The sequence below is a fragment of the Sulfidibacter corallicola genome, from assembly GCF_017498545.1.
Classification (GTDB): Bacteria; Acidobacteriota; Holophagae; order Acanthopleuribacterales; family Acanthopleuribacteraceae; genus Sulfidibacter; species Sulfidibacter corallicola.
This window is the reverse complement of sequence record NZ_CP071793.1, coordinates 104070-124297: the sequence shown is the minus strand read 5'-3', so window position 1 is coordinate 124297 and position 20228 is coordinate 104070. Positions and strand designations below refer to the sequence as shown.

The following is a 20228-nucleotide window of genomic DNA, read 5'->3' as shown; positions in this document are numbered from 1 at the left end:
GTTTGGATTTGGATCTATCTCCCTAGTCATACTTTGTCAGATTAGAGTTTGTCAATGTAGGCAGAAACCTACTGGCAATACCTCGTTTTTCTTGACAGCGAGGAGACTCGTTGTTTTTCGAATTCGATCCGGCTGAAGTGATCGAGTAAATTGCGTCCCTGTCTCTTGAAGCGGGGCTCGGCCATCCTGTGCAGAATCCGAGACAACCGTCCTATCAGAACCTAAGATGTACCCATCCACTTTCACAATCCCACTCACACCCATTGATCATGTACGGCCTTTCGAGCCGGTCGCATCCTGGAGGGATACCGTTGTTCGCGAAACGCGTTTTCTTCTTGGGTTTATTTTCCTTGCTCGTACCATAAACGTGCGCTTCCGTGCCGCTTCACCTCATCGGGACCCCACGGCCCCTCGCGGGCTTGCCGGCGTCTGCCGGGCCGGCTCGGGCCCATCAGGTGAGCAGACCGGGCAGAGGTGGGAACTCCGGCAGGGGGTGCCGGGACGGTGCCTCCCGTTCTGCCGAGAAATCGCGGTCGAAGGTGGCTTTCAGGCGCGCCGCCAGGCGCAACATCGCGTCCATGGTCTCCGCCAGCTTCACCTTGTCCAGCAGGGTCAACGGCATCGACCAGGTCAGCAACAGCCGGTCGCCGACCTCATCCAGGGCCAGCATGCCGAGTTCGTCCAGCCCGCCCAAATGGTTGAGTTGCAAACTGCTTTGGAGCAGACGAGTTCGTTCCGACCTCGCATAGCGGGCAAGATCCACCAGTGGGGAGATCATCGAGAGGTTGGGATCGTCGTCGTCGGCTTCCAAGATCAGGGGGGGTCCGCCATCCCGGCGCACCGCGCACATGCCGTTCTGGTTCAAGGCCAGGGCGAGACCGGCCTCCGCCCCGATCGAAATCAGCCAGGAATTCAATATTTCCGTCGCACTCATGTTGTCTCCTTTCCGTGGTGGCGCTTCGCTGCTCGAGATCGCCGGATCCTGTTTGGGGTGGAGGTTCGCGACCCATCGCATAAGGTGCGCTTCCGCGTGCCAGGCATGTGCCAGGCCATAGCGTTCGGTTGTCGGCGCCGGGAGAGCGGATCAGCAATGGGTGAGGTTCCCGTGCTTGGCCGACGCCGCTGTGGGTGGCGCGGGTCTGGCGGATTCGATCTCGTTGGCCACGGTAGGCACCTTGTCGGGGTCGAGCTTGGGGAGCAGGTCGAGCGCCGTTTCCAGCAGGCACCCCACCATATTGACGAAGGCGTCGTCGCATGTCGTGACGGGCACCCGATAGCCAAGAACCAGGCGTCGTCCCGTCGAATCCAGCGAGATGCAGGCGCCGCGTGTCTTGCGGCCGGCCAGGTCCAATACCAGGGCGCGACGCATGAGGTCCGCGCGGTGGTCGTCCTCCAGGGGTCCCAGGTCCTTCAAATCAATCCACAAATGTAGGGGCTCGCGTGCATCCCCTGCGGCCAGGTAGACGACGGGTTCCCGCAGGCCGCCCAGGCTGCACACGCCTTCTTCGTTCAAAGCGAGAGAAGTGCCCACCTCTTTCGAGAGGGCAGCCAACCAACCCTTCACCACCGGGTGCTCACGCATGATCGCCTCCCGCCCCATCCGTCTCGCCGGCATCCTCGTCCTCGAGCGCATAAGGCAGGGGATCGTAGGTCATCTCCGCGCGCTGTCCGGCATGGGGATAGGGCGCCTGCACCTGGTAGGGCACGCCGCCCGCCACGCTCTCCGCGTAAAAGACGGGTACTCCGTCGATTAGGGCCGGTTTGGCGACCCCGCTCAGATCGAAGCGGCCGTAGCCGCGCGACGTGACGCTTGGTTCGCCGGCCGAACCGCGCAGTTGCGCGTACTGGCGTCGGTAGGTTTCGGGCTCCAGGATCATGTGAAACATGGTGAACGTGTTCAGATAATTGGCCAACCGGCAATAGGTGGTCAAATGTTCTTCGCGTCGCAACCCGGGCACCACGTGCAACAAGGCTTCCAGGCTTTCCACCCGCCGCCCCCGGCAAAGCACCACGACCTCTCCCTCCATGCTCTGTACCTGAATCGAGATACCATCCACGTGGGCTGCAAACAGTGCGAGGGTCCACATCATGTCGGTGCTCCTTTCCTGGGCGACCGACGGTCGTCGCCGGCTCCCGTCGGTGTAGCCTCCTCCGAATCCGGTTGCACGCCAGCTCCTTGCGGTTGAGAATCACCGGGGTCATCGCCCCGGTCTCCCTGATGCAGGTGATCGAATGGAGCCTGGGTCGCCGAGGTGATCAAGTGGGCTCCGACCTCGGGATCAAAAAGGGCTAGGCGGGTTTTGGGGGTTGGGGAAACGACCGCGCCCCGTAGTGGGGAATCCCGGTCTTCACGGCTCGTGAGTGCGGTTCTCGGATCTTCGGCGAGGGGACCCGTTGCCGAACCCGGCTGTTCGCGAGAATCGATACGAGGCATGACGAACCTCCTTCTATCTCATGTAAATAGCTGTCTCTGTAGAAAATACCTGATTATTTCACACCGGTGACCTAGGCGAGGATAAAGGCAGACCTTGGTTGGAAGGAAAATCTAGAAGTTGAATATGGAGGAAAAATGGAGAGGTGTGTTTTTTGGTGGGTGTAGCGATCTGGTTGCGGAGAACAAATGAAACTCAGTTATTCAGTCCGGATGCCGGAGGGGCCGAAACACCTGGAGAAATAGGGCGGTTTCCCCCGCGGCGGAACTTCCAAAAACCATTTCTTCCAATGGATTTGCCCGGTTCCGGGGAGCCACATGCGCGTGCGAACGGAAACGCACGGATCGCACAACCGGGGTGGACGTGGTTCCCGGTATGAGGGGGTTCCCGATTTTTTGGCTGATTCTCCAAGGCTGTTCAGGTTGCGTTGGGTGGATGCCGCTTCCGGTACCGGCTCCCCATGATCAGTGCGACGAAGGCCAGGCATGCGGCCAGGCCGGTTGCATTCTCTCGAAAGGTGGGTGGAAAGACCAAAAAGAAACCCTGGCCTTTCACCATGGCGGCGAAACTGGAGACGCAGAACGGCGCCAGGAAAAAACGGAAGGCCACCCACAAACTGGGACGCTTCTTTTCCAGGCTTTTCTGACCCGCGGTCATGGCGTTGAGGTTGTTGGCGAAACCCACGATGAACGAAATGCCCAAGGACGTCAGCCATAGCTTCGGGTCGGCGTCGAAATAACGGCTCAAGACGTTCAAGTACCAAATCAAATAACACCACAAGGCGATTTTGACTCCGGACAGGTCGGCGAAGTAGCGCCACAGCATGCGGGCCTCCGTGGAATCGTAGATCGTTGGGAACTCGGCCCCTCATCGGCCGCCGAGTGCTTCGCCTCGTCGCCCATGGGGCGGGGAGGCCTTGGTGGGCCCATCATATCTCATCTCTGGGCAGGCTCTTGGATGACTTGCGGCGTGCGTCCGGACGCCGTACCTGCCGGTTCCGGGGAACGCGATCATGGGTCGTCGCCTTCTGGGGTACAATTTGCCAAAACCCCTTGCCGTTCTCCTGCCGTGCCCACCGTTCCCGGATCGCAATCGGCGGTCGCCCCAAATGGAACCGAATACTCAAAACCGGAGGTCGCGTTTCGCGATGACCCAAGACGCCACCATCTATCTCTGGGATGGGATGTTCCTGTTTGCGGGGCACGTTTCGCTCGCCAACCACTTGCATCGCCACTATGCCGCCTCACTGCTCCTGGCCGTGGATCCCGCCTGTCCCTTTCGCCTGCGCCTCGCTGCCGGCGAAGCCCGAGACCATCGGGCGATTTTGGTCGCGCCCAACACGGCGCACTGCCTCGAAGCCACACCCGGACCCATGATCGTGGTTCAGGTCGATCCGGATGCCCCTCACTTCCGCGGTGCGCGTGAACGTGCGCGGGCCAAACCGATCCAGGAGCTGCCGGACTCGGTCTGGGCTTCGCTGGCGGGTGCGTTCCCGGCACTGAGGGACGGCGAACTCGCGGCCGAGGAAGCCTTCGACCTGTGTCGCCGCATGCTCGACCTCCTGGGCGATCGCGAGGCTCCCAGGGCCCCGCTGGATCCTCGCCTGCGACGCGTGCTGGACGCCATTCGGCGAACCTTACCGGACTGTCCGACCAACGAAGAGCTGGCGACCATCGCCCAACTGTCGCCCGGCCGGCTCATGCACGTTTTCAAAGATCAATTGGGCCTGCCGATCCGCCGGTTCGTGCTCTGGTCACGCATTCGCCAGGCCACCGCCTGTCTGGCCGAGGGTGGGACCCTCACCGAAGCCGCGCACGCCGCGGGTTTTGCCGACTCCGCGCACCTCAGCCGCACGTTCCGGGAGATGTTCGGGTTGCCGCCTTCTCGGATCCTGGCGCGTAGCAGGATCGTTCAAGGTGAATCCTGGCGCGCGTGATAGGGTTATCGACAATCATTCTCATTGCCAAGGAGCGGCGCGGCCGCGATTGCCCGGGATGACCCGTCTCCCTGTGCCTCGGTGCCGTCCTTGTTTGGGTGACATTCTCGAAAAAGGAGGTTCGCATGAAATCCATCGACCAGTGGCTGTCGGAATACGGCGAGAGCCACCAAAACCCCACCAACAAAACCATTCACTGGATTTGCGTTCCGCTGATCATCTTCAGTCTGGCCGGCATGCTCTGGTCCATTCCCCACGGTTATTTCGCGGGTGTCCTTCCCGGCCCGCTCGGTCCCTATCTGAATTGGGCGACCCTCGTGCTCATGCTACCCCTGGTCTACTACTTCGTGCTCTCCAAGCCCATTTTTCTGGGATTCATTCCGGTGGTGGTCGTCGTCCTGTTCGGCAATTACCTGCTCGCCACCTCCTCCTTACCATTGTTCGCGACCTCGCTCGGCATCTTTGTGGCGGCCTGGATCGGCCAATTCATCGGGCACAAGATCGAAGGCAAGAAGCCCTCTTTTTTCAAGGATATCCAGTTTCTGTTGATCGGTCCGGCCTGGCTGATGCACTTTCTTTTTCGGCGCTTCGGCATCGGTTATTGAACCTTTTCGCTAACCGGGGGTTGCCATCGCATTCCCTCGTTCTGAAGCGTGTCCTGTGGCCATTCATCCAGGTTGGCGCGACGGCCTGGACGGCTTCGTCCCCAACCCATCCAGAAGCCCTTTCTGCGATTTAAAAAATCCAGTCCGGTTCTCGACCGTGGACTCGAATTCATCGTGCGAGCTCCCGGCTTGCCGATGTCGGTGGACCTTCATCGCCGGACGTCGTACCCCAGACGTTCGATCATGCCCTCGCAGTGGTGGTTGACCCGAGCCACGGTATGCGGATGCAGGCGATCCAGGTAAGCCTGGTTGACGTCTGCCCGCAACGGAAACCAGCGATCCCGATAGCGCGAACCGACCGGTAGTCGGTGCGAGGCCTGGGGCAACATATCCTCGCGAAAGTCCAAGCCACAAAAGGTGCACAGGGCTCGAAGAGTCGCCTCCGGCGCCTCGAGCAGGCGCTCGAAGCGAACCAGATGGTAAGGGAAGCCTTCGCTTTCGGCATCTTCGAAAAAGGATCGGAACGAGTTGGCATAGTGCTCCGCGCAAATGTCGATGCGCTCTTCGAGACTCAGGAAGGAGGCGTAGCGGCGCATGTCCCCGGCCTTGCCTTCCGCCGCCCGCTGAACCGAAACGTAGGGATCGCGCGGCACCAACACGAATTGCGGTTGGCAATCTTCGAGCAGACGCCAGACCAGGCCCGCGCGGACGATGAACGACTGGCTCTTGTCGACGAAGCGGAAGTTCTGCCGATCCGGTGCATGGCGCACGGCGGCAAGCCGAATGCAGTGTTTGAAGCGCGCGGCCTGATCGAGATCGGCGTCTTCGGCCCGGCGACGGTAGCGCGGGAAAAGGTCGCGGGCCGCGTAACACCAGCTTCGCGGCGGTGTGAAGTGCGGGTGCGGCGGAGCCTTGAACCGAATGCCGGAAAGCGAATCGGGCAGGATCAGGCCCATGGTGTTCTGGATTTCGTCCGAACTGGTCCAATAGCGATGGTCGCCCGAAGCGGAAATCGCCTGGGGGTGCCTGCGCAGCATGCGCGACAACAGGGTCAGGCCGCCGCCCTGTGTGCCCACGAGGAAAATGGGGCGATCGATTTTCAGCTCGGGCAAGTTCGTAAAGCGACGTGGATCCCAAAGCCAGGCGTAGGTCCGCAGGGTGTAGAGCAGTCGTTCCAGTTGGGGCGGCAAGCGGGGACCTCACAACGTCGAGCCGGGATGGTGAATAGGATGGGCCATTGTAACTCGTTCATCCCGGGGGCCAAGCGAAAACCCATGGAGGCTCGGCTCGATCGACGTAGGGGTCGATCGATCATGATCTTTTCGTTATGGCCCAACTCAGGCCTCGTTCAACAGCCACTTCCATCCGGCTCGATAGCGGCGGCTCATTTTCAGTTCGGCACCGCCATCCAACCTGGCCAGAAATTCGCCCCGAAAGCACGGCTTGAAGCTCACCACGCGTCGCGCGTTGAGAATGATACGCCGGTGGACACGCACGAATTGTTTCGGATCCAGCCTGCGCTCCATGTTGTTCATGGTCTCGCGCAGCAAATGGGTTCGCGGTCCCACGTGGAGCTCCACGTAATTGCCGGCGGTTTCCAGCCAATCGATGTCGTCCACGTCCACGTAGACCAGCTCGCCGGCCGACTTGACCATGAACCGGCGCGCGTAACCCGGCGACGTCGCATCCGCATCCTCCGCTTCCGCAACTGGTTCCGCCGGTTTCGGTGTCCGAATCTCCGCGAGCATGCGCTGAACGTTGCGGTCGTATTCCGCCACTGCCCGCGAGGCCAAACGGGTTCGGGCGCGCTCGGTGGCTCGGCGGAACCCCGCCTCCTCGATCGGCTTCAACAGGTAATCGACCGCGTTCACCTCGAAGGCGCGAATGGCGTACTGGTCGAACGCGGTCGTGAACACCACCAGGGGGCGGCGCGCCTGCTCGAGTTGGCCGAGCACCTCGAATCCCGAGAGGCGCGGCATCTGAACGTCTAGAAACATCAGGTCCACGGCCTCGGCACGCAGCCGGTCCAAGGCCTCGTAGCCGTTGGCGCAGAGCGTGACCGGGGCCAGGTCGGGCTCGCGGTCGCAAAACCAGGCGAGGTTGTCGCGGGCAAGGGGTTCATCGTCGACGATCAGGGTGCGGATGGACATGACGCAAAGCTCGAAGCGGGGGAAGGGTGGGGGGCGGGAAACCACTCGAGGGATTCGGTGGGGCGGCGGGTGATTTGATTGTAGAACAGCCCGGCCCGGTGCACCGCAGGAATTCGCCTGAAGGCCCCAAAAACGAAAAAAGGGCGAACGGTCGCCCGTTCACCCCTTCGATCGAGTCGCGAAGTCGCGATGCAGAAATCAGCGCAGAAGCGGCAGCACCAGGCTGGCCAGCTCTTGGGCGTCGTCCACGGAGCCTTCCAACAAGCTCGCCATGTGGTACAGCAACTTGATCTGATCGTTGATGCTTTCCGTTTCCAGGCGGCCGGAGAGGGCCTTGACGAATTGGTGTTCCGGGTTCAGTTCCAGATCGCGCTTGAGCGGCGCGGCGGCCATGGCGCTGGGCCCGGCGAACATCATGCGGCGCACGTTGTGGGACATGCCGCCCTGCTCGTTGTAGAAGCGGCAGGGAGAGTCGGTCAATGCCTTGCTGAAGCGCACGTTGGTGATCTTGTCCTGAAGGACTTCGCGTACCTTGTCCTTGAGCTGGGTCATCGTTTCGGGCACTTCCGGCTCTTCGATTTCCTTTTTCAGCTCTTCGGGCAGCTCCAGGTCGCCACTTTCCACGTTGATGAACTTCAACTCTTCGAACGGCTCGAGGCTGTTCAGGATCAGGTCGTCCATCGGCTCGGTGACCAGCAGCACTTCGATGTCGTTGCGGGTGAAGAACTCCAGGTGGGGGCTGCGGCGCAACTGATCCAGGCTCTCGCCCACGGCGTAGTAGATCGCCTTCTGGTCGGTGACCTTGTGCTCCGCGTAGGATTTCAGGGTGACCACCGGATTTTCCGTCTGCTTGGTGGAGTGGAAGCGCAGCAGCGGCAGCAGTTTTTCGCGCAGGTTGAACTCGCCGTGAACACCTTCTTTGATGTAACGGCCGAACTGCTTCCAGAACTCCAGGTATTTCTCTTCCTCTTTCTCCGCCATTTTGGTCAGGGCGTCGAGGAACTTCTTGGTGATGATCTTGTTGATTTTCTGGATGACCGCGTTGCTCTGGATGGTTTCGCGGCTGACGTTCAGCGGCAGGTCTTCCGATTCGACCACGCCTTTCAGGAAGCGCATGAACTTGGGGACCAGCTCTTTGCAGTCATCCTGGATGAACACGCGCTTGACGTAGAGCTTCAGGCCGTGTTCCAGGTCCTGGTTGTAGTACTCGTAGGGCGCGCTCTTGGGTACGTAAAGGACGGAGGTGAACTGGACCGGCGCATCCGCGGTGAAATGCTCCCAGAACATGGGCTCGTCCCAGGCGTTGGTCGCGGTCTTGTAGAACTCTTTGTACTCTTCTTCCTTGATCTCGCTCTTGCTTTTGCGCCACAGGGCTTCCGGCGTGTTGATGGTGTCTTCGCCGATCAAGACGGGGAAGGGCAGGAAGTTGGAGTACTGTTTGATCAGGCTCTCGACGCGGAATTTCTGCACGAATTCGTTTTCTTCTTCTTTCAGGTGCAGCGTGATCGCGGTACCGCGCTTGCGGCGTTCGCTCTCCAGAATCGTGTAGGACCCGAGGCCGTCGGATTCCCATTTGATCGCGGGCGTTTCGGCGTCGAAGGACTTGGTGTCGATGGTGACCTTGTCGGCAACCATGAAGACCGAGTAGAAGCCGACACCGAATTGACCGATCAGTTCCGGGTTGGCGGCTTTTTCCTGATTCTCTTTGAGTTCCTTGATGAAGCGCTTGGTGCCGGAGTGGGCGATGGTGCCGATGTGCTTGATCAACTCGTCGCGGCTCATGCCGATGCCGGTGTCTTCGACGGTCAGGGTCTTGTTCTCTTCGTCGAGCGTGACCTTGATTTCGAGGGGCTGATCCTTGTCGTAAAGGTTGTCGTTGGTGAGCGCCTCGAATTGAACCTTGCTCAGAGCGTCGGAAGCGTTGGAGAGCAGTTCGCGCAAAAAGATTTCTTTGTGGGTGTAAAGGGTGTGCACGATCAGGTGCAGCAATTCCTTGATTTCGGTCTTGAACTCGAATTGTTGCTCGGCGGCAGTGCTCAAGGCAATCCTCCTGAAAGACGTGTTGGGCGCGCGGCGGGAAGGGGTTGCCGGACGCTTGGAAATTCTTCAGGGGGCATTCTATCACCGTCGGCGAGATGCGTTAAGAAAAAATGCTCAATAAATCTACGAATGAAGCACTCAAGTTTTTGCCGTCACGAGATCGGCGGCCCGCAAGGGTCGGGCGAATCACGAGATCCGCCCGTTCCCTATGAACCTCAGCGGCTCTTGGGGCCCAGTGCCTCTTCCAGTTCGTAGTGGGTCATGGGACCCAGTTTCAAGGAGGTGACACCTTTCTCGATGGCCGCCCGATCACCCACGATCGTGACGGACATCTTTTGGGGTTTGACGTGTTCCTTGGCCACCCGCACCACGTCGGCGAGGGTCACTTTTTGTACGCTCGCGGCGTATTCCGCCGTGCGCGACAGCGGCTGGCCGGAGTGCAACAGGTTGACGTGGTAGCTGACGATGCCGGCCACGGATTGGAATTGGGACGGAAAGCCCAGGGACAGGTAGTTGCGGGCCCGCATGACTTCCTCTTCGCTGACCGTTTCACTGATCTCCCTGAGTTCGCTGAACATTTCCTTCAAGGCCTTGTCCGTGACATCCGTTTGCACGTTCGAGGTGGCGATGAAGGGACCGCGACCCTGGCGCGTGATGAAGCGTGTGCGCGCGCCGTAGGCGTAACCGTGTTCTTCGCGGATGTTCTGGTTCATGCGGCTGGAGAAGGATCCACCCAGGATGGTGTTCATCACCAATACCGGGAAGTAGTCCTTGTGGTCCGGCTCGATGCCCAGGTAGCCGATGCGCAGGCAGGATTGGGCGGCGCCCGGTTTGTTGACGAGATGGACCCGACGTTTGCCGTTCTGCTTGGCTTTGGGCATGTCGGATTTGGAGGCTTTTCCCTTGGGCATCTTGCCCAACAGGGCCTCCAGCTTACCTTTGAAGGTGTCCGGTTTCATGGCGCCGGCGGCGACCAGCGTGGTGTTCGCTGCGACGAAATGCGCCTTGTGGAACCGCTTCAGGTCGGACACCGACGTGTTGTCGCGCTCGACGGCCAAGCGGGTGGTCCATCGACCGTAGGGATGGGCGTCGCCGTAGACCATTTTGCCGAAGAACAGGTTCGCCACGTTGGAGGGATCGTCGTAGGTGGACAGCATCTCGTTGTACAGCTCGGTTTGGATGCGCTTCAGTTCCTTCTTCGGGAAGTCGGGGCGCATCAACAGGTCGCGGAACAGGTTCGAGGCCGGATCGAAGTTGGCGACCGTCGAATGGAGCGACACGAGAATGGCGTGTTCGTCCAACTCGACCCGCAAGTCGGCACCGAGATAGTCGATTTCATCGGCGAGTTCCAAAGATGTGCGACCGCCGGCACCCTCGTCCAGGGTTTCCGCGACAAGCGTGGCCAAGCCTTCGTCGCCTTTTTTCTCGTCGGCCGATCCGGTGTGGATCATGGCGGACAGGTGCATCAGGGGGACGCCGTGCTTCTCGAAGAACAGGACTTCCAAACCGTTGCTCAACGTGAATCGTGTCGGCTCCAGCGGGCGGTACGTCTTGGGTTCGCCGACCTTCGGCGGCTGGCTGCGGTCGACACCGGCGGCCCACACCGAAGCGGAGAGGCAGAGGCTGCACATGGCCAGGATGATCGTTTTCATTGGGATCACTCGTTTATTCACCTTTGCCCCCTTGTTCGGAATCTTCTTTCTTCGGCACGACCGTGATGACGCCGCGCACATGGGGCTTCAGATAGGTTTGGGTCAGGTTGGCCAGATCGGTCGAATCCACGGCACCCAACCGTCGAATCCACTCGTTCAGGTAGTCCGGATTGCCGGTATAGAAATAATATCGATTGAGGATATCGGCTTTGAACTCGATGCCTTCCAGTCGGTCCAGTGTGCTGGCGTGCAATTGGTTGAAAGCGCGCTTCAGTTCGCGTTCGCTAGGCGGCTCGCGCAGCAGGCGGGCCATCTCCTCGTCGATCACCTTTTCGACTTCGGCGGCGGTGTGGCCGTCGCTGGCGGTGGACCCGATGATGAAGGTGCTGCCCAGCTTGCCGGAATAGTTGAACGCGAACACGTCCTGAGCGATTTGAAGGTCGTACACGAGGCGCTTGTACAGGCGCGAGGTCTTACCGCCCGCCAGCACCTGGCTCAGCATTTCCAAGCCGGCGGCTCCGGCGGAGAAGGCCGGCGGAGTATGCCACATCAGGTGAACCCGTTCCAATTGAACCCGGTCCTCCAAGACCACGCGCTTTTCTTCGTTGAAATTCACGCCGGGACGATCGATGGCCGGAATCGGCTGACCGCGGGGTATCTCGCCGAACCATTTCTCCACCAGTTTCTTGGTGGCTTCGATCTCGATGTCGCCCACGATGACCAGGCTGGCGTTGTTGGGTCCGTAATAGGTTTTGAAAAAAGTGACCACATCCTCGTAGCTTGCCGCGCTGAGATCTTCCATGTAGCCGATGGTCGGCCAGGAATAGGGGTGGCCCTCGGGAAACATGAGTTCCGACATCGTGGGCCACACCATGCCGTAGGGTGCGTTTTCCACCCGTTGGCGGCGCTCGTTCTTGACGACGTCGCGCTGACCGTCGACCTTGGCTTCCGACATACTGCCCAAAAGCCAGCCCATGCGATCCGATTCCAGGAACAAGGCCATTTCCAGGGCATGGCTCGGTAGGATTTCGAAGTAATTGGTGCGATCGATGGTGGTGGATCCGTTGTTGTTGCCGCCGACGGTTTCCAGCCATTCGTCGAATTTTCCTTCCGGCACGTGTTCCGAGCCCTCGAACAGGATGTGCTCGAAGAGGTGGGCGAAGCCGGTGCGACCCTTCTTCTCGTGACCGCTGCCGACGTGGTACCAGATGTTGACGGCCACCATGGGGGTGGAATGGTCTTCCTGGAGAATGACGGTAAGTCCGTTCTCCAGCTCATAACGAACGTGGGGTAGGCCCACGGCGGCGTCGCCGGCCGTGACCGGAATCGCCAGGCAGGCCAACAGGCCCAACAAACGGGGTGTCAGCCCCAAAAAGTGTTTCATAGAAAACCCTCGAATAAATGGCATTTGCGCCGCCGTTTTGGACTTCCCGAATTGGAAATTCCTGCCTCCCAGCCAGAATCACGGGAAATCCCGACGGACCTTGTCGCGTCGAACCACGGTTGGAGATCGAGCGTGAAACCCAATCGAAGCCCGGTGGGGAACGGTGCCGATCCTTCGGATGAATGCCGGGCTTTGAAACCTCGGACCGAAGCTCGAGTACGCCCGCGCCGTTTCCTGCCGGTTCACTTCTCAACCTGTATAGCGAATCTACTCGAAACGCCTGGGCTGGGTTTAATCATCAAGAACCTTACCGGAAAAAATCTGGACCTGAAGCGAAAATCGAACGACCGAGTTCCGGATTACCCCGTTGCGGACACAAGGACTCTAAAAACAACGCGTCATTCACACGGAAAAGGGATCGATTTTTCGGAATCGTGGGCCGGTGTCGCTTTGGCCGCAGTGAACAACTGGTGCAGCCAGTCGTGAGCCTCGGGATAATGATCCAGATCCAGCACGAACTCCTGGCCGCGATTGACGTTGCGCAGCCGCGTGCCTTCGGGAGCCTGTCGCCATCGTTTGGGATCGGCGTGGTAACTGAGTACCGAGGCCCGCCCCTCGGGATGGAACCACGATGGCAACAGCCAATCGCCGCGCGCGCCGCCCGGTTCGGTGAGCACCTGGCCGGGTGTGATGCCGGAGAAGGAACCGGCGCCGGGAAATCGCGTGCGTTCGCCGCCCAGGCGCAGGCGTTTGGGCGCGAGGAACAGGACGTTGGGATTGGCGCGCGTTCCGTGGGCGTGAGGGTGGCGCGCCTGCCAGCGATTGCGGTTTTGGGTCCGGCTCATGTCCAGCCAGCGATCGATTTGGAACCAGCCGAACAGGATGTGGCGATCCTCGGCCGATTTGCGAAAGCGCCAGCCGGAGTGGGTGGTCTCGATCTCGCGGAACCAGCCGTAGAACAGGAACAGGTCGCCTGGTGAAATGCCCTGTTTGAACAAGTGGCCCAACGCGGCGCCCTGCTGGCCGAAAGTCGGTTGCCAATGGGGATCGGTGCGTTCGGTCAGATCGTCGCGTTCGAGGTCGGGGTCCAGATGGGCGCCCATGCTCGCCGCCACTCGCCCGCGTGTCAGGTCGGCGAGCAGGTCGGCAAGGCCGATCCCGTTGCGTTGGAGTTGGCCGTAGCGAAATGGCGAGTCTTCATCGGGAATCGGGAGGGGCCACAGACTGCCGTCCGGAAGGATCGGGTTGGCGCACCCTCCGGCCGAAGAATCGAACCCTTTTCGACTGAGAACCAGCTTCACGCGTGACCACCTCCCCTAAAAAACGATCCCATCCTAACCCGGACGGGTGGCGAAGACCGGAAAATTCGAGGGAGCAGACGACGCGACGCGATGATCCGGGCCTCGCCACGCTGGGAGACCGTCCGGTGACAGGCTACGAGATCTCCAATGCTTGCAGATGATTGGAGGCGGCCCGTCGTTCGAGGAGCTCGAGCTTTTTCATCGCTTTTCGGACCGGTCCGGGCCTTTTCTTTCGACGAAGTTTCGCTTTCGGACAGGCGACCTTTGGATGTTCGCGTCCCTTCGGGTTCCGATTGCCGCTACCTGATCGCCCAGCTTGGGTATAATGCTTCATTCTCGCCAGAAGGACGATCGCCGGTCGCGCTGCCCTTCGCGCCAGGTTTCTCGACAAAAACACCAGAGGACGTGCATGGAACCCAATGCGTCAGACAGTATGCAGGTCGTCGACCAATTTCGCCCCATGACCTTCGTGGAGAATCCCGGGTTCGACCCGGATCGGGAGCTGGATTACGACCATCTCTACCGCGACCGGATCATGGTTCATTCGATCCACGGCGGCGACCTGATTCCCAACCCCTTTCACGATGCGCTGATCAAACGCGGACCCTTGGGTATCGGTCACATTCTCGAGCAGGGCTATTTCACCGAAAAGGACTGGGGTACCTTCCAGTTATCGCAGAAGTTATCCGAGTACCTGGGGTTGCCGGGCTACCTGCGGGTCAACCTGGCGCGGGTCCTGATGGATTTCGGACGCTTCCCGGGCATCACCCCGCCCGAGGCCGGTCATCTGGACCGTTACGCGATCAACTACCCCTTTTCCTATTTTCTCGATCACGGCGAGAGGACCCACCTGTTGGAGGCCTGTTACGACGAGGCGTCGCAGGTCTTCGAAGACGCCATGCCCGGCAAGATGCTGATTCTCGACATCCACACTTACGACAAGTACAACCCCGCCGTGGGACACGCCGACAAAGGCACCCTGCGGCCCGAGGTCAGCCTGATCTATCGGTCCCTGAGTTTTCAGGCGAACACCCGCATGCCCTACGGCCTCTTCGATCGCCTGTTCCCCGACGAACTCGCCGAGTTCACCGCCGATCGACGGCTCACCGCCCGCATGGCCTTGACATTGGAGAAGAACGGCATCGGTGTCGGCCTCAACTATCCCTACCTGCTGCCGGACGGCAGCGTCGAGGTACGTAGCCAGATCTGGAGCTTTTTCCGCTTCCTCAAGCAACGGTTCGAGAGTCTGTTCCCGGAGAAAAAGAACCGCGAAGATTTCGATATGGTCTGGGCCATGTTGCTGGACACCAACCTGCGTTGCACCCAAAGCGAGATGTTGCGCAGCTATCTGCACATGTATCGCCAACCTCCGCGTGGCCAATTGCGCCGCTTCAACGCCGCGCGGCGTGCCTATCAGGAAATAGAGACCTACCTGATAGAGCATCGCCGCGAGATCATCATGGATTTCCGGCTTTCGCCGAATCGCCTGAGTTCGTTGGCGATCGAGGTTCGCAAAGACCTGATTTGGCGGTTCGAGGACGAAATTGGGCTGCACCCGGTACAGGGTCCCGGCGGATTGATCGCCGAAAATGTGGATCGCATCGCACACCTGCTCAGCACGGCCATCAAGACCTATTTCAACCGCGATCGGGGACCTATCAACGAACGGTGATGGGAGCAATCGGGCAAGTGCGCCATCGCTACATCCAGGATATTTCGACCGGATGGGCACGGGCTCCCGTTTCGGGTGCCAGACACCGACAGGGCCTTTGACTCGAGGAGATGGGTTAAAAATCCGATACCCGCGCGAGAATTCCCGGGAGTACAATCGTTTTCAACTTGTAATGACAGTCTGAAAAGGGTTGGGGAGGAAATCATGAGCGAGCCATCGCATCGAGTGGTACGTGTCGACTCAGCCGCCGATCTCGAGGCGGCGCTGGCCATTCGCCAGCAAGTGTTTACCGAGGAGCAGGGGATCCCGGCGGAACTGGAACTGGACGGACGATGAATCCAGCTACCACATTTTGGTCCTGTGTGACGATCAACCGGTTGCCACGGGACGCTGGCGCGAGGAACCGGTCGGCGAGGCGGATCTGGCCCGAATCGCGGTCGTGAAGGAGCATCGCGGCAAGAAGTTGAGCGCCATCGTCGTGATGGAGCTGGAAGCCTGGGCTCGCGATCTGGGGATGCGGCGCGCATGGCTGGAGCCACACATCTATCTCGAGCGGCTCTATGGCGGGCTGGGTTACCACAAGGCCGGAACGGCCGCCAAGGCGGGCGACCACCAGTTGATTCGCATGGAAAAGGAATTGAACGGGGGAGAGGCTTCGAACGAGGCCCAAACCTAGCTCGATCGAAGCTGAAGGGGCTCCCTGATCGGCGCCGCCGGTACCGGGAACCAAGCCCATCCAGTTCGAACGATCCGGGATGTGGCACCGGATCCGAACCGGATGGGCACGAGTTAGCGTGACCGGCGCAGAACCGTGGCGCAGTTGCTGACCGCGGCGCCGCCGACGTTCAACACCACGCCCACTTCCGGCGTGCCTTGCTCGCGGGTTTGCCCGATCGGCTCGTCCATCAGGTGTTTGTAGGCCATCGCGTGCATCGAGACGCCGGTGGCGCCGACCGGATGGCCCTTGGCCTTCAAGCCCCCGGAAAGGTTGACGGGGCATCGGTCGCGATGGTCGAAGCGACCATCCATATAGTCGAAACCGGCTCGGCCGTCTTCGGCGAGACCGAGTGCTTCGGTACAGAGTAGCTGGTTGATGGTGAAGCAGTCGTGAACCTCGGCCATGTGGACGTCGTCGATGGTGACGCCCGCTTCGTCGAACGCCAATTTACAGGCGTGCTTGGCCCCTTCCAACGTGTGCATGTTCTGGCGCACTTCCAGCGCGCTGCGCTCCACCGCGTGACCGATCCCGGCGATTTCCACCACTTCGTCGCGATGGGCTTTGGCGTTGTCGGTCGAGGTGACGACCACTGCCGCGGCACCGTCCGAAACGAGCGAGCAATCGTGAAGCTTCAGCGGCGGCGCCACCAACGGGTTGCTGCCGCGACCTTCCTCGGGCATGGCCAAAATGGCCTCGGGGGTCAGCAGGCCTCGCTTTTCGGGCAGGCCGCCGGGGCCGAAGTGGGCCAGCGGGTTGACGGCACCGTTGCGGTAGGCCAGCGCCGAAACGTGGGCCAACATGTTGCGCCACAGCGACTCTTCGAATTGGTGATGGGCGAAATAGCTCTTGGCGAGTTCGGCGAAGAGGCCGGGGAAGGTCATGCCGCGAGAGCCCTCGCTGGGCCAGTAGGAGGAGCAGGCCAGGGCATGGGTCACGCCCTTGGTATCCAACAGGTTCATCTTCTCGACTCCGAGGACCAGGACGTTCTTGAAGCGACCCGACTCGACCGCGTAGATTGCGTTGTACAGCGCCACGGAAGAAGAGGCACAGGCGCCTTCGGTACGCGTCATGGGTTTGAAACGAAAGGCTTCGGGCGCGATTTCCACGGCAAGCGGTGCCACGTGTTCCTGGTTGACGAACTTGGAGGGCGAGCAGGCGCCGACCCACACGGCATCGATATCCTTGGCTTCCAGGCCCGCGTCGGCGATGGCGCCGCGGCCGGCTTCGATGATCAAGTCATAAAACGATTTGAGGTCCGTGACCTCACCGGTCTCCCGGTTTTTCTGGACAAAAGCACCGAATGGGGTGTTGTAGGCACCGATGATGCTCGTTTTGGTCATGATAGCTCCTTGAAGCCCGGAATCCCGCAGGTCCAGGCTCGATTGATGAGTGTGCTTCGTTCTGGGTGAGATTGATGTTGCATGGGCCCATTATGCCAGAGGGTTGGATCCTGCCGAGCGTCCCTTTGCGCAAAGCGGCGTTGCAATCATTGGCGGATATCGTCAGGGGCTGGCTGTCCAAGATCGTGGCGGCTGGTGATCAGGCTCCCGGGCCGCCGCGCGGGTCGTCGTTCCCGGATCGGGGGGCGGGGGGTGGACCCACGTAGCGGGCCCGAGGGCGAATGAACGAGTCCTGGTATTGCTCGATGGCGTGGGCCAACCAGCCGACACAGCGACCCATGGCGAACAGGTGCCAGGCACTGCCCGGGGGCAGGCCCAGACCCACGGCCAGTGCGGCCAGGCCGTAATCCACCGTGGGGTGCTCGCCGAGGAGCTCCGCACCGGCGCGAATCACCGCGAAACAGGCGTGAACCCGTGGCTCGTCGGGAAAGGCGGCCTGGGTCAGCCGCTTGAGCGCGTGGAAGCGGGGGTCGCCATCGGGATAGAGTTTTTGCCCGTAGCCCGGCAGCTCGTCCCCGCGTGCCAATCTGGCGCTCAGCTCGGCTCGTCCCCGCTCGGCGAATTGGGGGCTGGCCGGGTCGTCCCGCTCCAGCAGGTGGCGCAGCAGCGCCTCGGCCCGATCCGAATGGCCGCCGTGGTGCATGCCACGCAGGGCCGAGAGGCCCGCGTTGACGACCTCGTAGGGCGAGGCCCCCGCGGCGGCCACACAACGTGCCGTAAACGAGGAAATGTTCAATTCGTGGTCGGCACACAGGATGAGCGCGCCGTTCAGGGCCCGCTCGATTTCCGGACGCGGATCGCCGGTGGACCAGGCGCGCTGCAGGGTGGCCGCCATCGAGTGGGCGTAATGATCGCCACCGGCGGCATTCGCGGCGAAGATCGCCAACAGCCGTTCACCGGTTTTGGCTACGGCTTCCGGGCGTAGGTTGAAGCCCGCATCGTCTTCGGCGGCGGCCAGGCGCACGAGCAATTGCATGAGTTCGCCCGGGTGACGAGCCGGGAATCGGGTCAGCGTCGGTCGCCAATGCTTGGGGATCACTCGCGTGCGTGGGGCAGGGTTGTCGTCGCTCGTTTCGCCCAACCAAAGCCAGCGGGCGACCTGCTCCAGTCTCCGCGTGTCGCTCAGGTCCACTGCATCGAGCCCGCGATAAAAGAATCGGCCCTCGCGGATCAGGGTGATGGCCGAATCCAGCAGCGGCGGTCCCCATTGCAGGGATTTGGCGGCCGCCTGGCCGGGATCCCGACGAATTTCTCGGCCTTGCAGCAACGCCTCCACTTCGACTCGGGCGTACAGGCGTTTGCGGGGATCGCGATCGGGTCGCGAGCGCAACAGGCCGCGGCTGACATAGGCGTAAAGGGTGGGCAGGCTGACACCCAAGAGTTCGGCGGCCTGCTTGGAGGTCAAGTAGTCGGAAGTACGCAAATCGGTCATGGGCCTATTCAAGCAGGTCTGGTGGCCGGCGGCAACGGGTCGTCGGAAGATCGAACGGGTGGATGTATACATTGATTATTGAATCAATGTTGACAACATGAATATGTGAATCAACAATCAACATGTCCGATGGGACGGGCTTCGCCGCCATCGGTGAATCGAGTCGGTACCGGTCCGAATTCGGTGCACCCTCCAACTCCCGAGATGTGCCGCGCGGACGGGTACGGTCCCTATGCATTGGGAGTGTGTCGATCCATCCCATTCGCTTCGTGAAACGTGGGTTCCGGATGGGCACTGAATATTTGGAGGGCCCCTATCATGACTGTCACGAGTTTTTCTGGTTTGGAGGGCGTCGTCGCTGCCGAGACGCACCTCAGTTGCGTCGATGGCGAGCGCGGTTCCCTGTTGCTTCACGGCTATCCCGTGGAGGAGTTGGCCCCTGCGGCCACCTTCGAAGAGACGGCCTGGCTGTTTTGGCACGGCAGGCGACCGAATGCGGCCGAACGGGAGGCGTTGCGCGCCGAGTTGGCAGGGCTGCGCACCTTGCCCGAAGCCGTGTTGGCGTTGCTGCGCGAGGCGGCGCGGGAAGAAATCCCGGCGATGGACGCGTTGCGCATGGCGGCCGCCGGGCTGACCTTGGGTTGTGTCGATGGCGACGTGAACCGGGAGGCCAAGCGGGCCACCGCGGCCTTTCCCGTCATCGTGGCCGCCTACCAGCGGTTGCGCGCCGGTCAAGAGGTGATCGAACCGCGCGAGGACCTGGGGCACGCCGCCAATTTCCTCTACATGCTTTCCGGTGACGAACCGGACGCCGCGCGCGTTCGCGCCCTGGAAACCTATCTCAACACCGTGGTCGACCACGGCTTGAATGCCTCCACCTTCACCGCGCGCGTCATCATCTCCACCGGTTCGGACCTGATCTCGGCGGTGGTGGGTGCGGTCGGGGCCTTGAAGGGCCCACTGCACGGTGGCGCACCGGGACCGGCCCTGCAGACGGTGTTCGATATCGGTACCGCGGAAAACGCCCGACCGTTCCTGCGCGCCAAGCTCGAGCGCGGTGAGCGCTTGATGGGTTTCGGCCATCGCGTGTACAGGGTTCGCGATCCGCGCGCCGAGGTCTTGTCCGAAGCGGCTCAACGGTTGGCTACGAGCGGCCGGAACCGCGAACTCTACGAATTGGCGACGCACGTCGAACGCGTGGCCCTGGAACTGCTGGCCGAATTCAAACCGGATCGCCGATTGAACACCAACGTGGAGTACTACACCGCCCTGCTGTTACACGGTCTGGACTTTCACCAGGACGTCTTCTCCTCCATCTTCGCCATGGCACGCGTCGTCGGCTGGTGTGCGCATTCGATGGAGCAGATTGCCGTCGGCCGTCTGATTCGCCCCAAGGGTCGCTATGTCGGCACCAAACGCGCTTGGGATGTGGCATCCGAAGCCTGAACCGAAACGTCGACGGCGCCGGGACGAGTTCGGGGTCCCTTTGCAACCGCATCGGCCCCA

Annotated in this window: 17 protein-coding genes; 5 read left to right on the top strand and 12 right to left on the bottom strand. The window is 61.0% G+C overall.

What is annotated here, in order from left to right; translation table 11 throughout:
- Window positions 1-451 precede the first annotated feature (451 nt).
- The 4 genes from J3U87_RS00370 to J3U87_RS00355 all read right to left on the bottom strand — a co-directional run bounded on the left by J3U87_RS00370 (window position 452) and on the right by J3U87_RS00355 (window position 3257).
- A complete protein-coding gene (locus J3U87_RS00370) occupies window positions 452-934 on the bottom strand; it encodes a CesT family type III secretion system chaperone (protein WP_237381037.1) in 483 nt (160 codons plus the stop codon).
- 150 nt (window positions 935-1084) lie between these two features.
- Window positions 1085-1582 carry a CesT family type III secretion system chaperone gene (locus J3U87_RS00365; protein ID WP_237381036.1) on the bottom strand — a complete coding sequence of 166 codons (498 nt, stop codon included), beginning with the start codon at window positions 1580-1582 and terminating at the stop codon, window positions 1085-1087.
- Window positions 1575-2090: a hypothetical protein gene (locus tag J3U87_RS00360; protein WP_237381035.1), complete on the bottom strand. Its 516-nt coding sequence runs from the start codon at window positions 2088-2090 to the stop codon at window positions 1575-1577. Before J3U87_RS00360 ends, J3U87_RS00365 begins: the two co-directional genes overlap by 8 nt.
- A 759-nt stretch (window positions 2091-2849) precedes the next feature.
- On the bottom strand, window positions 2850-3257 hold the full coding sequence (locus J3U87_RS00355; protein WP_237381034.1) for a hypothetical protein: 408 nt from the start codon (window positions 3255-3257) through the stop codon (window positions 2850-2852).
- Between the two features lie 322 nt (window positions 3258-3579).
- On the opposite strand from J3U87_RS00355, the gene J3U87_RS00350 reads away from it, so the two are divergent.
- On the top strand, window positions 3580-4368 hold the full coding sequence (locus tag J3U87_RS00350) for a helix-turn-helix domain-containing protein (RefSeq protein ID WP_237381033.1): 789 nt from the start codon (window positions 3580-3582) through the stop codon (window positions 4366-4368).
- Window positions 4369-4493: 125 nt separating this feature from the next.
- Window positions 4494-4973: an Mpo1 family 2-hydroxy fatty acid dioxygenase gene (locus tag J3U87_RS00345; RefSeq protein WP_237381032.1), complete on the top strand. Its 480-nt coding sequence runs from the start codon at window positions 4494-4496 to the stop codon at window positions 4971-4973.
- A gap of 209 nt (window positions 4974-5182) precedes the next feature.
- On the opposite strand, the gene J3U87_RS00340 is transcribed toward J3U87_RS00345, so the two are convergent.
- From J3U87_RS00340 to J3U87_RS00315, 6 genes are all read right to left on the bottom strand, one after another.
- Window positions 5183-6163: a sulfotransferase family protein gene (locus tag J3U87_RS00340; RefSeq protein ID WP_237381031.1), complete on the bottom strand. Its 981-nt coding sequence runs from the start codon at window positions 6161-6163 to the stop codon at window positions 5183-5185.
- 147 nt (window positions 6164-6310) lie between these two features.
- Window positions 6311-7123: a LytR/AlgR family response regulator transcription factor gene (locus J3U87_RS00335; RefSeq protein WP_237381030.1), complete on the bottom strand. Its 813-nt coding sequence runs from the start codon at window positions 7121-7123 to the stop codon at window positions 6311-6313.
- 198 nt (window positions 7124-7321) lie between these two features.
- A complete protein-coding gene (gene htpG / locus J3U87_RS00330) occupies window positions 7322-9163 on the bottom strand; it encodes a molecular chaperone HtpG (RefSeq protein ID WP_237381029.1) in 1842 nt (613 codons plus the stop codon).
- Window positions 9164-9378: 215 nt separating this feature from the next.
- Window positions 9379-10815: a M16 family metallopeptidase gene (locus tag J3U87_RS00325; RefSeq protein ID WP_237381028.1), complete on the bottom strand. Its 1437-nt coding sequence runs from the start codon at window positions 10813-10815 to the stop codon at window positions 9379-9381.
- Window positions 10816-10828: 13 nt separating this feature from the next.
- Entirely contained in the window at window positions 10829-12199 is a 1371-nt protein-coding gene (locus J3U87_RS00320) for a M16 family metallopeptidase (RefSeq protein ID WP_237381027.1), read from the bottom strand.
- Between the two features lie 398 nt (window positions 12200-12597).
- Window positions 12598-13500 (bottom strand): Nmad3 family putative nucleotide modification protein, encoded by a 903-nt coding sequence (locus J3U87_RS00315; protein ID WP_237381026.1) that lies wholly within the window; start codon window positions 13498-13500, stop codon window positions 12598-12600.
- Window positions 13501-13909: 409 nt separating this feature from the next.
- Between J3U87_RS00315 and J3U87_RS00310 the strand changes: the two genes are divergently transcribed.
- Window positions 13910-15172: a hypothetical protein gene (locus J3U87_RS00310; protein ID WP_237381024.1), complete on the top strand. Its 1263-nt coding sequence runs from the start codon at window positions 13910-13912 to the stop codon at window positions 15170-15172.
- Between the two features lie 232 nt (window positions 15173-15404).
- Window positions 15405-15848 carry a GNAT family N-acetyltransferase gene (locus J3U87_RS00305; RefSeq protein ID WP_337249548.1) on the top strand — a complete coding sequence of 148 codons (444 nt, stop codon included), beginning with the start codon at window positions 15405-15407 and terminating at the stop codon, window positions 15846-15848.
- Between the two features lie 113 nt (window positions 15849-15961).
- Here J3U87_RS00305 and J3U87_RS00300 read toward each other — a convergent pair whose 3' ends face one another.
- A complete protein-coding gene (locus tag J3U87_RS00300) occupies window positions 15962-17230 on the bottom strand; it encodes a thiolase C-terminal domain-containing protein (protein WP_237381022.1) in 1269 nt (422 codons plus the stop codon).
- 199 nt (window positions 17231-17429) lie between these two features.
- Window positions 17430-18722 carry a citrate synthase family protein gene (locus tag J3U87_RS00295; protein WP_237381020.1) on the bottom strand — a complete coding sequence of 431 codons (1293 nt, stop codon included), beginning with the start codon at window positions 18720-18722 and terminating at the stop codon, window positions 17430-17432.
- A 318-nt stretch (window positions 18723-19040) separates the two neighbouring features.
- Between J3U87_RS00295 and J3U87_RS00290 the strand changes: the two genes are divergently transcribed.
- On the top strand, window positions 19041-20168 hold the full coding sequence (locus J3U87_RS00290) for a citrate synthase/methylcitrate synthase (RefSeq protein ID WP_237381018.1): 1128 nt from the start codon (window positions 19041-19043) through the stop codon (window positions 20166-20168).
- Window positions 20169-20228: the final 60 nt, after the last annotated feature.

What these genes read in the sequence shown, in the direction of transcription:
- J3U87_RS00365 (WP_237381036.1), bottom strand. Translation starts at nt 1,582, where the DNA reads ATGCGTGAGCACCCGGTGGTGAAGGGTTGGTTGGCTGCCCTCTCGAAA.
- J3U87_RS00320 (WP_237381027.1), bottom strand. Translation starts at nt 12,199, where the DNA reads ATGAAACACTTTTTGGGGCTGACACCCCGTTTGTTGGGCCTGTTGGCC.
- J3U87_RS00300 (WP_237381022.1), bottom strand. Translation starts at nt 17,230, where the DNA reads ATGACCAAAACGAGCATCATCGGTGCCTACAACACCCCATTCGGTGCT.
- J3U87_RS00345 (WP_237381032.1), top strand. Translation starts at nt 4,494, where the DNA reads ATGAAATCCATCGACCAGTGGCTGTCGGAATACGGCGAGAGCCACCAA.
- J3U87_RS00335 (WP_237381030.1), bottom strand. Translation starts at nt 7,123, where the DNA reads ATGTCCATCCGCACCCTGATCGTCGACGATGAACCCCTTGCCCGCGAC.
- J3U87_RS00290 (WP_237381018.1), top strand. Translation starts at nt 19,041, where the DNA reads ATGACTGTCACGAGTTTTTCTGGTTTGGAGGGCGTCGTCGCTGCCGAG.
- J3U87_RS00325 (WP_237381028.1), bottom strand. Translation starts at nt 10,815, where the DNA reads ATGAAAACGATCATCCTGGCCATGTGCAGCCTCTGCCTCTCCGCTTCG.
- J3U87_RS00310 (WP_237381024.1), top strand. Translation starts at nt 13,910, where the DNA reads ATGGAACCCAATGCGTCAGACAGTATGCAGGTCGTCGACCAATTTCGC.
- J3U87_RS00360 (WP_237381035.1), bottom strand. Translation starts at nt 2,090, where the DNA reads ATGATGTGGACCCTCGCACTGTTTGCAGCCCACGTGGATGGTATCTCG.
- J3U87_RS00350 (WP_237381033.1), top strand. Translation starts at nt 3,580, where the DNA reads ATGACCCAAGACGCCACCATCTATCTCTGGGATGGGATGTTCCTGTTT.
- J3U87_RS00295 (WP_237381020.1), bottom strand. Translation starts at nt 18,722, where the DNA reads ATGACCGATTTGCGTACTTCCGACTACTTGACCTCCAAGCAGGCCGCC.
- J3U87_RS00355 (WP_237381034.1), bottom strand. Translation starts at nt 3,257, where the DNA reads ATGCTGTGGCGCTACTTCGCCGACCTGTCCGGAGTCAAAATCGCCTTG.
- J3U87_RS00370 (WP_237381037.1), bottom strand. Translation starts at nt 934, where the DNA reads ATGAGTGCGACGGAAATATTGAATTCCTGGCTGATTTCGATCGGGGCG.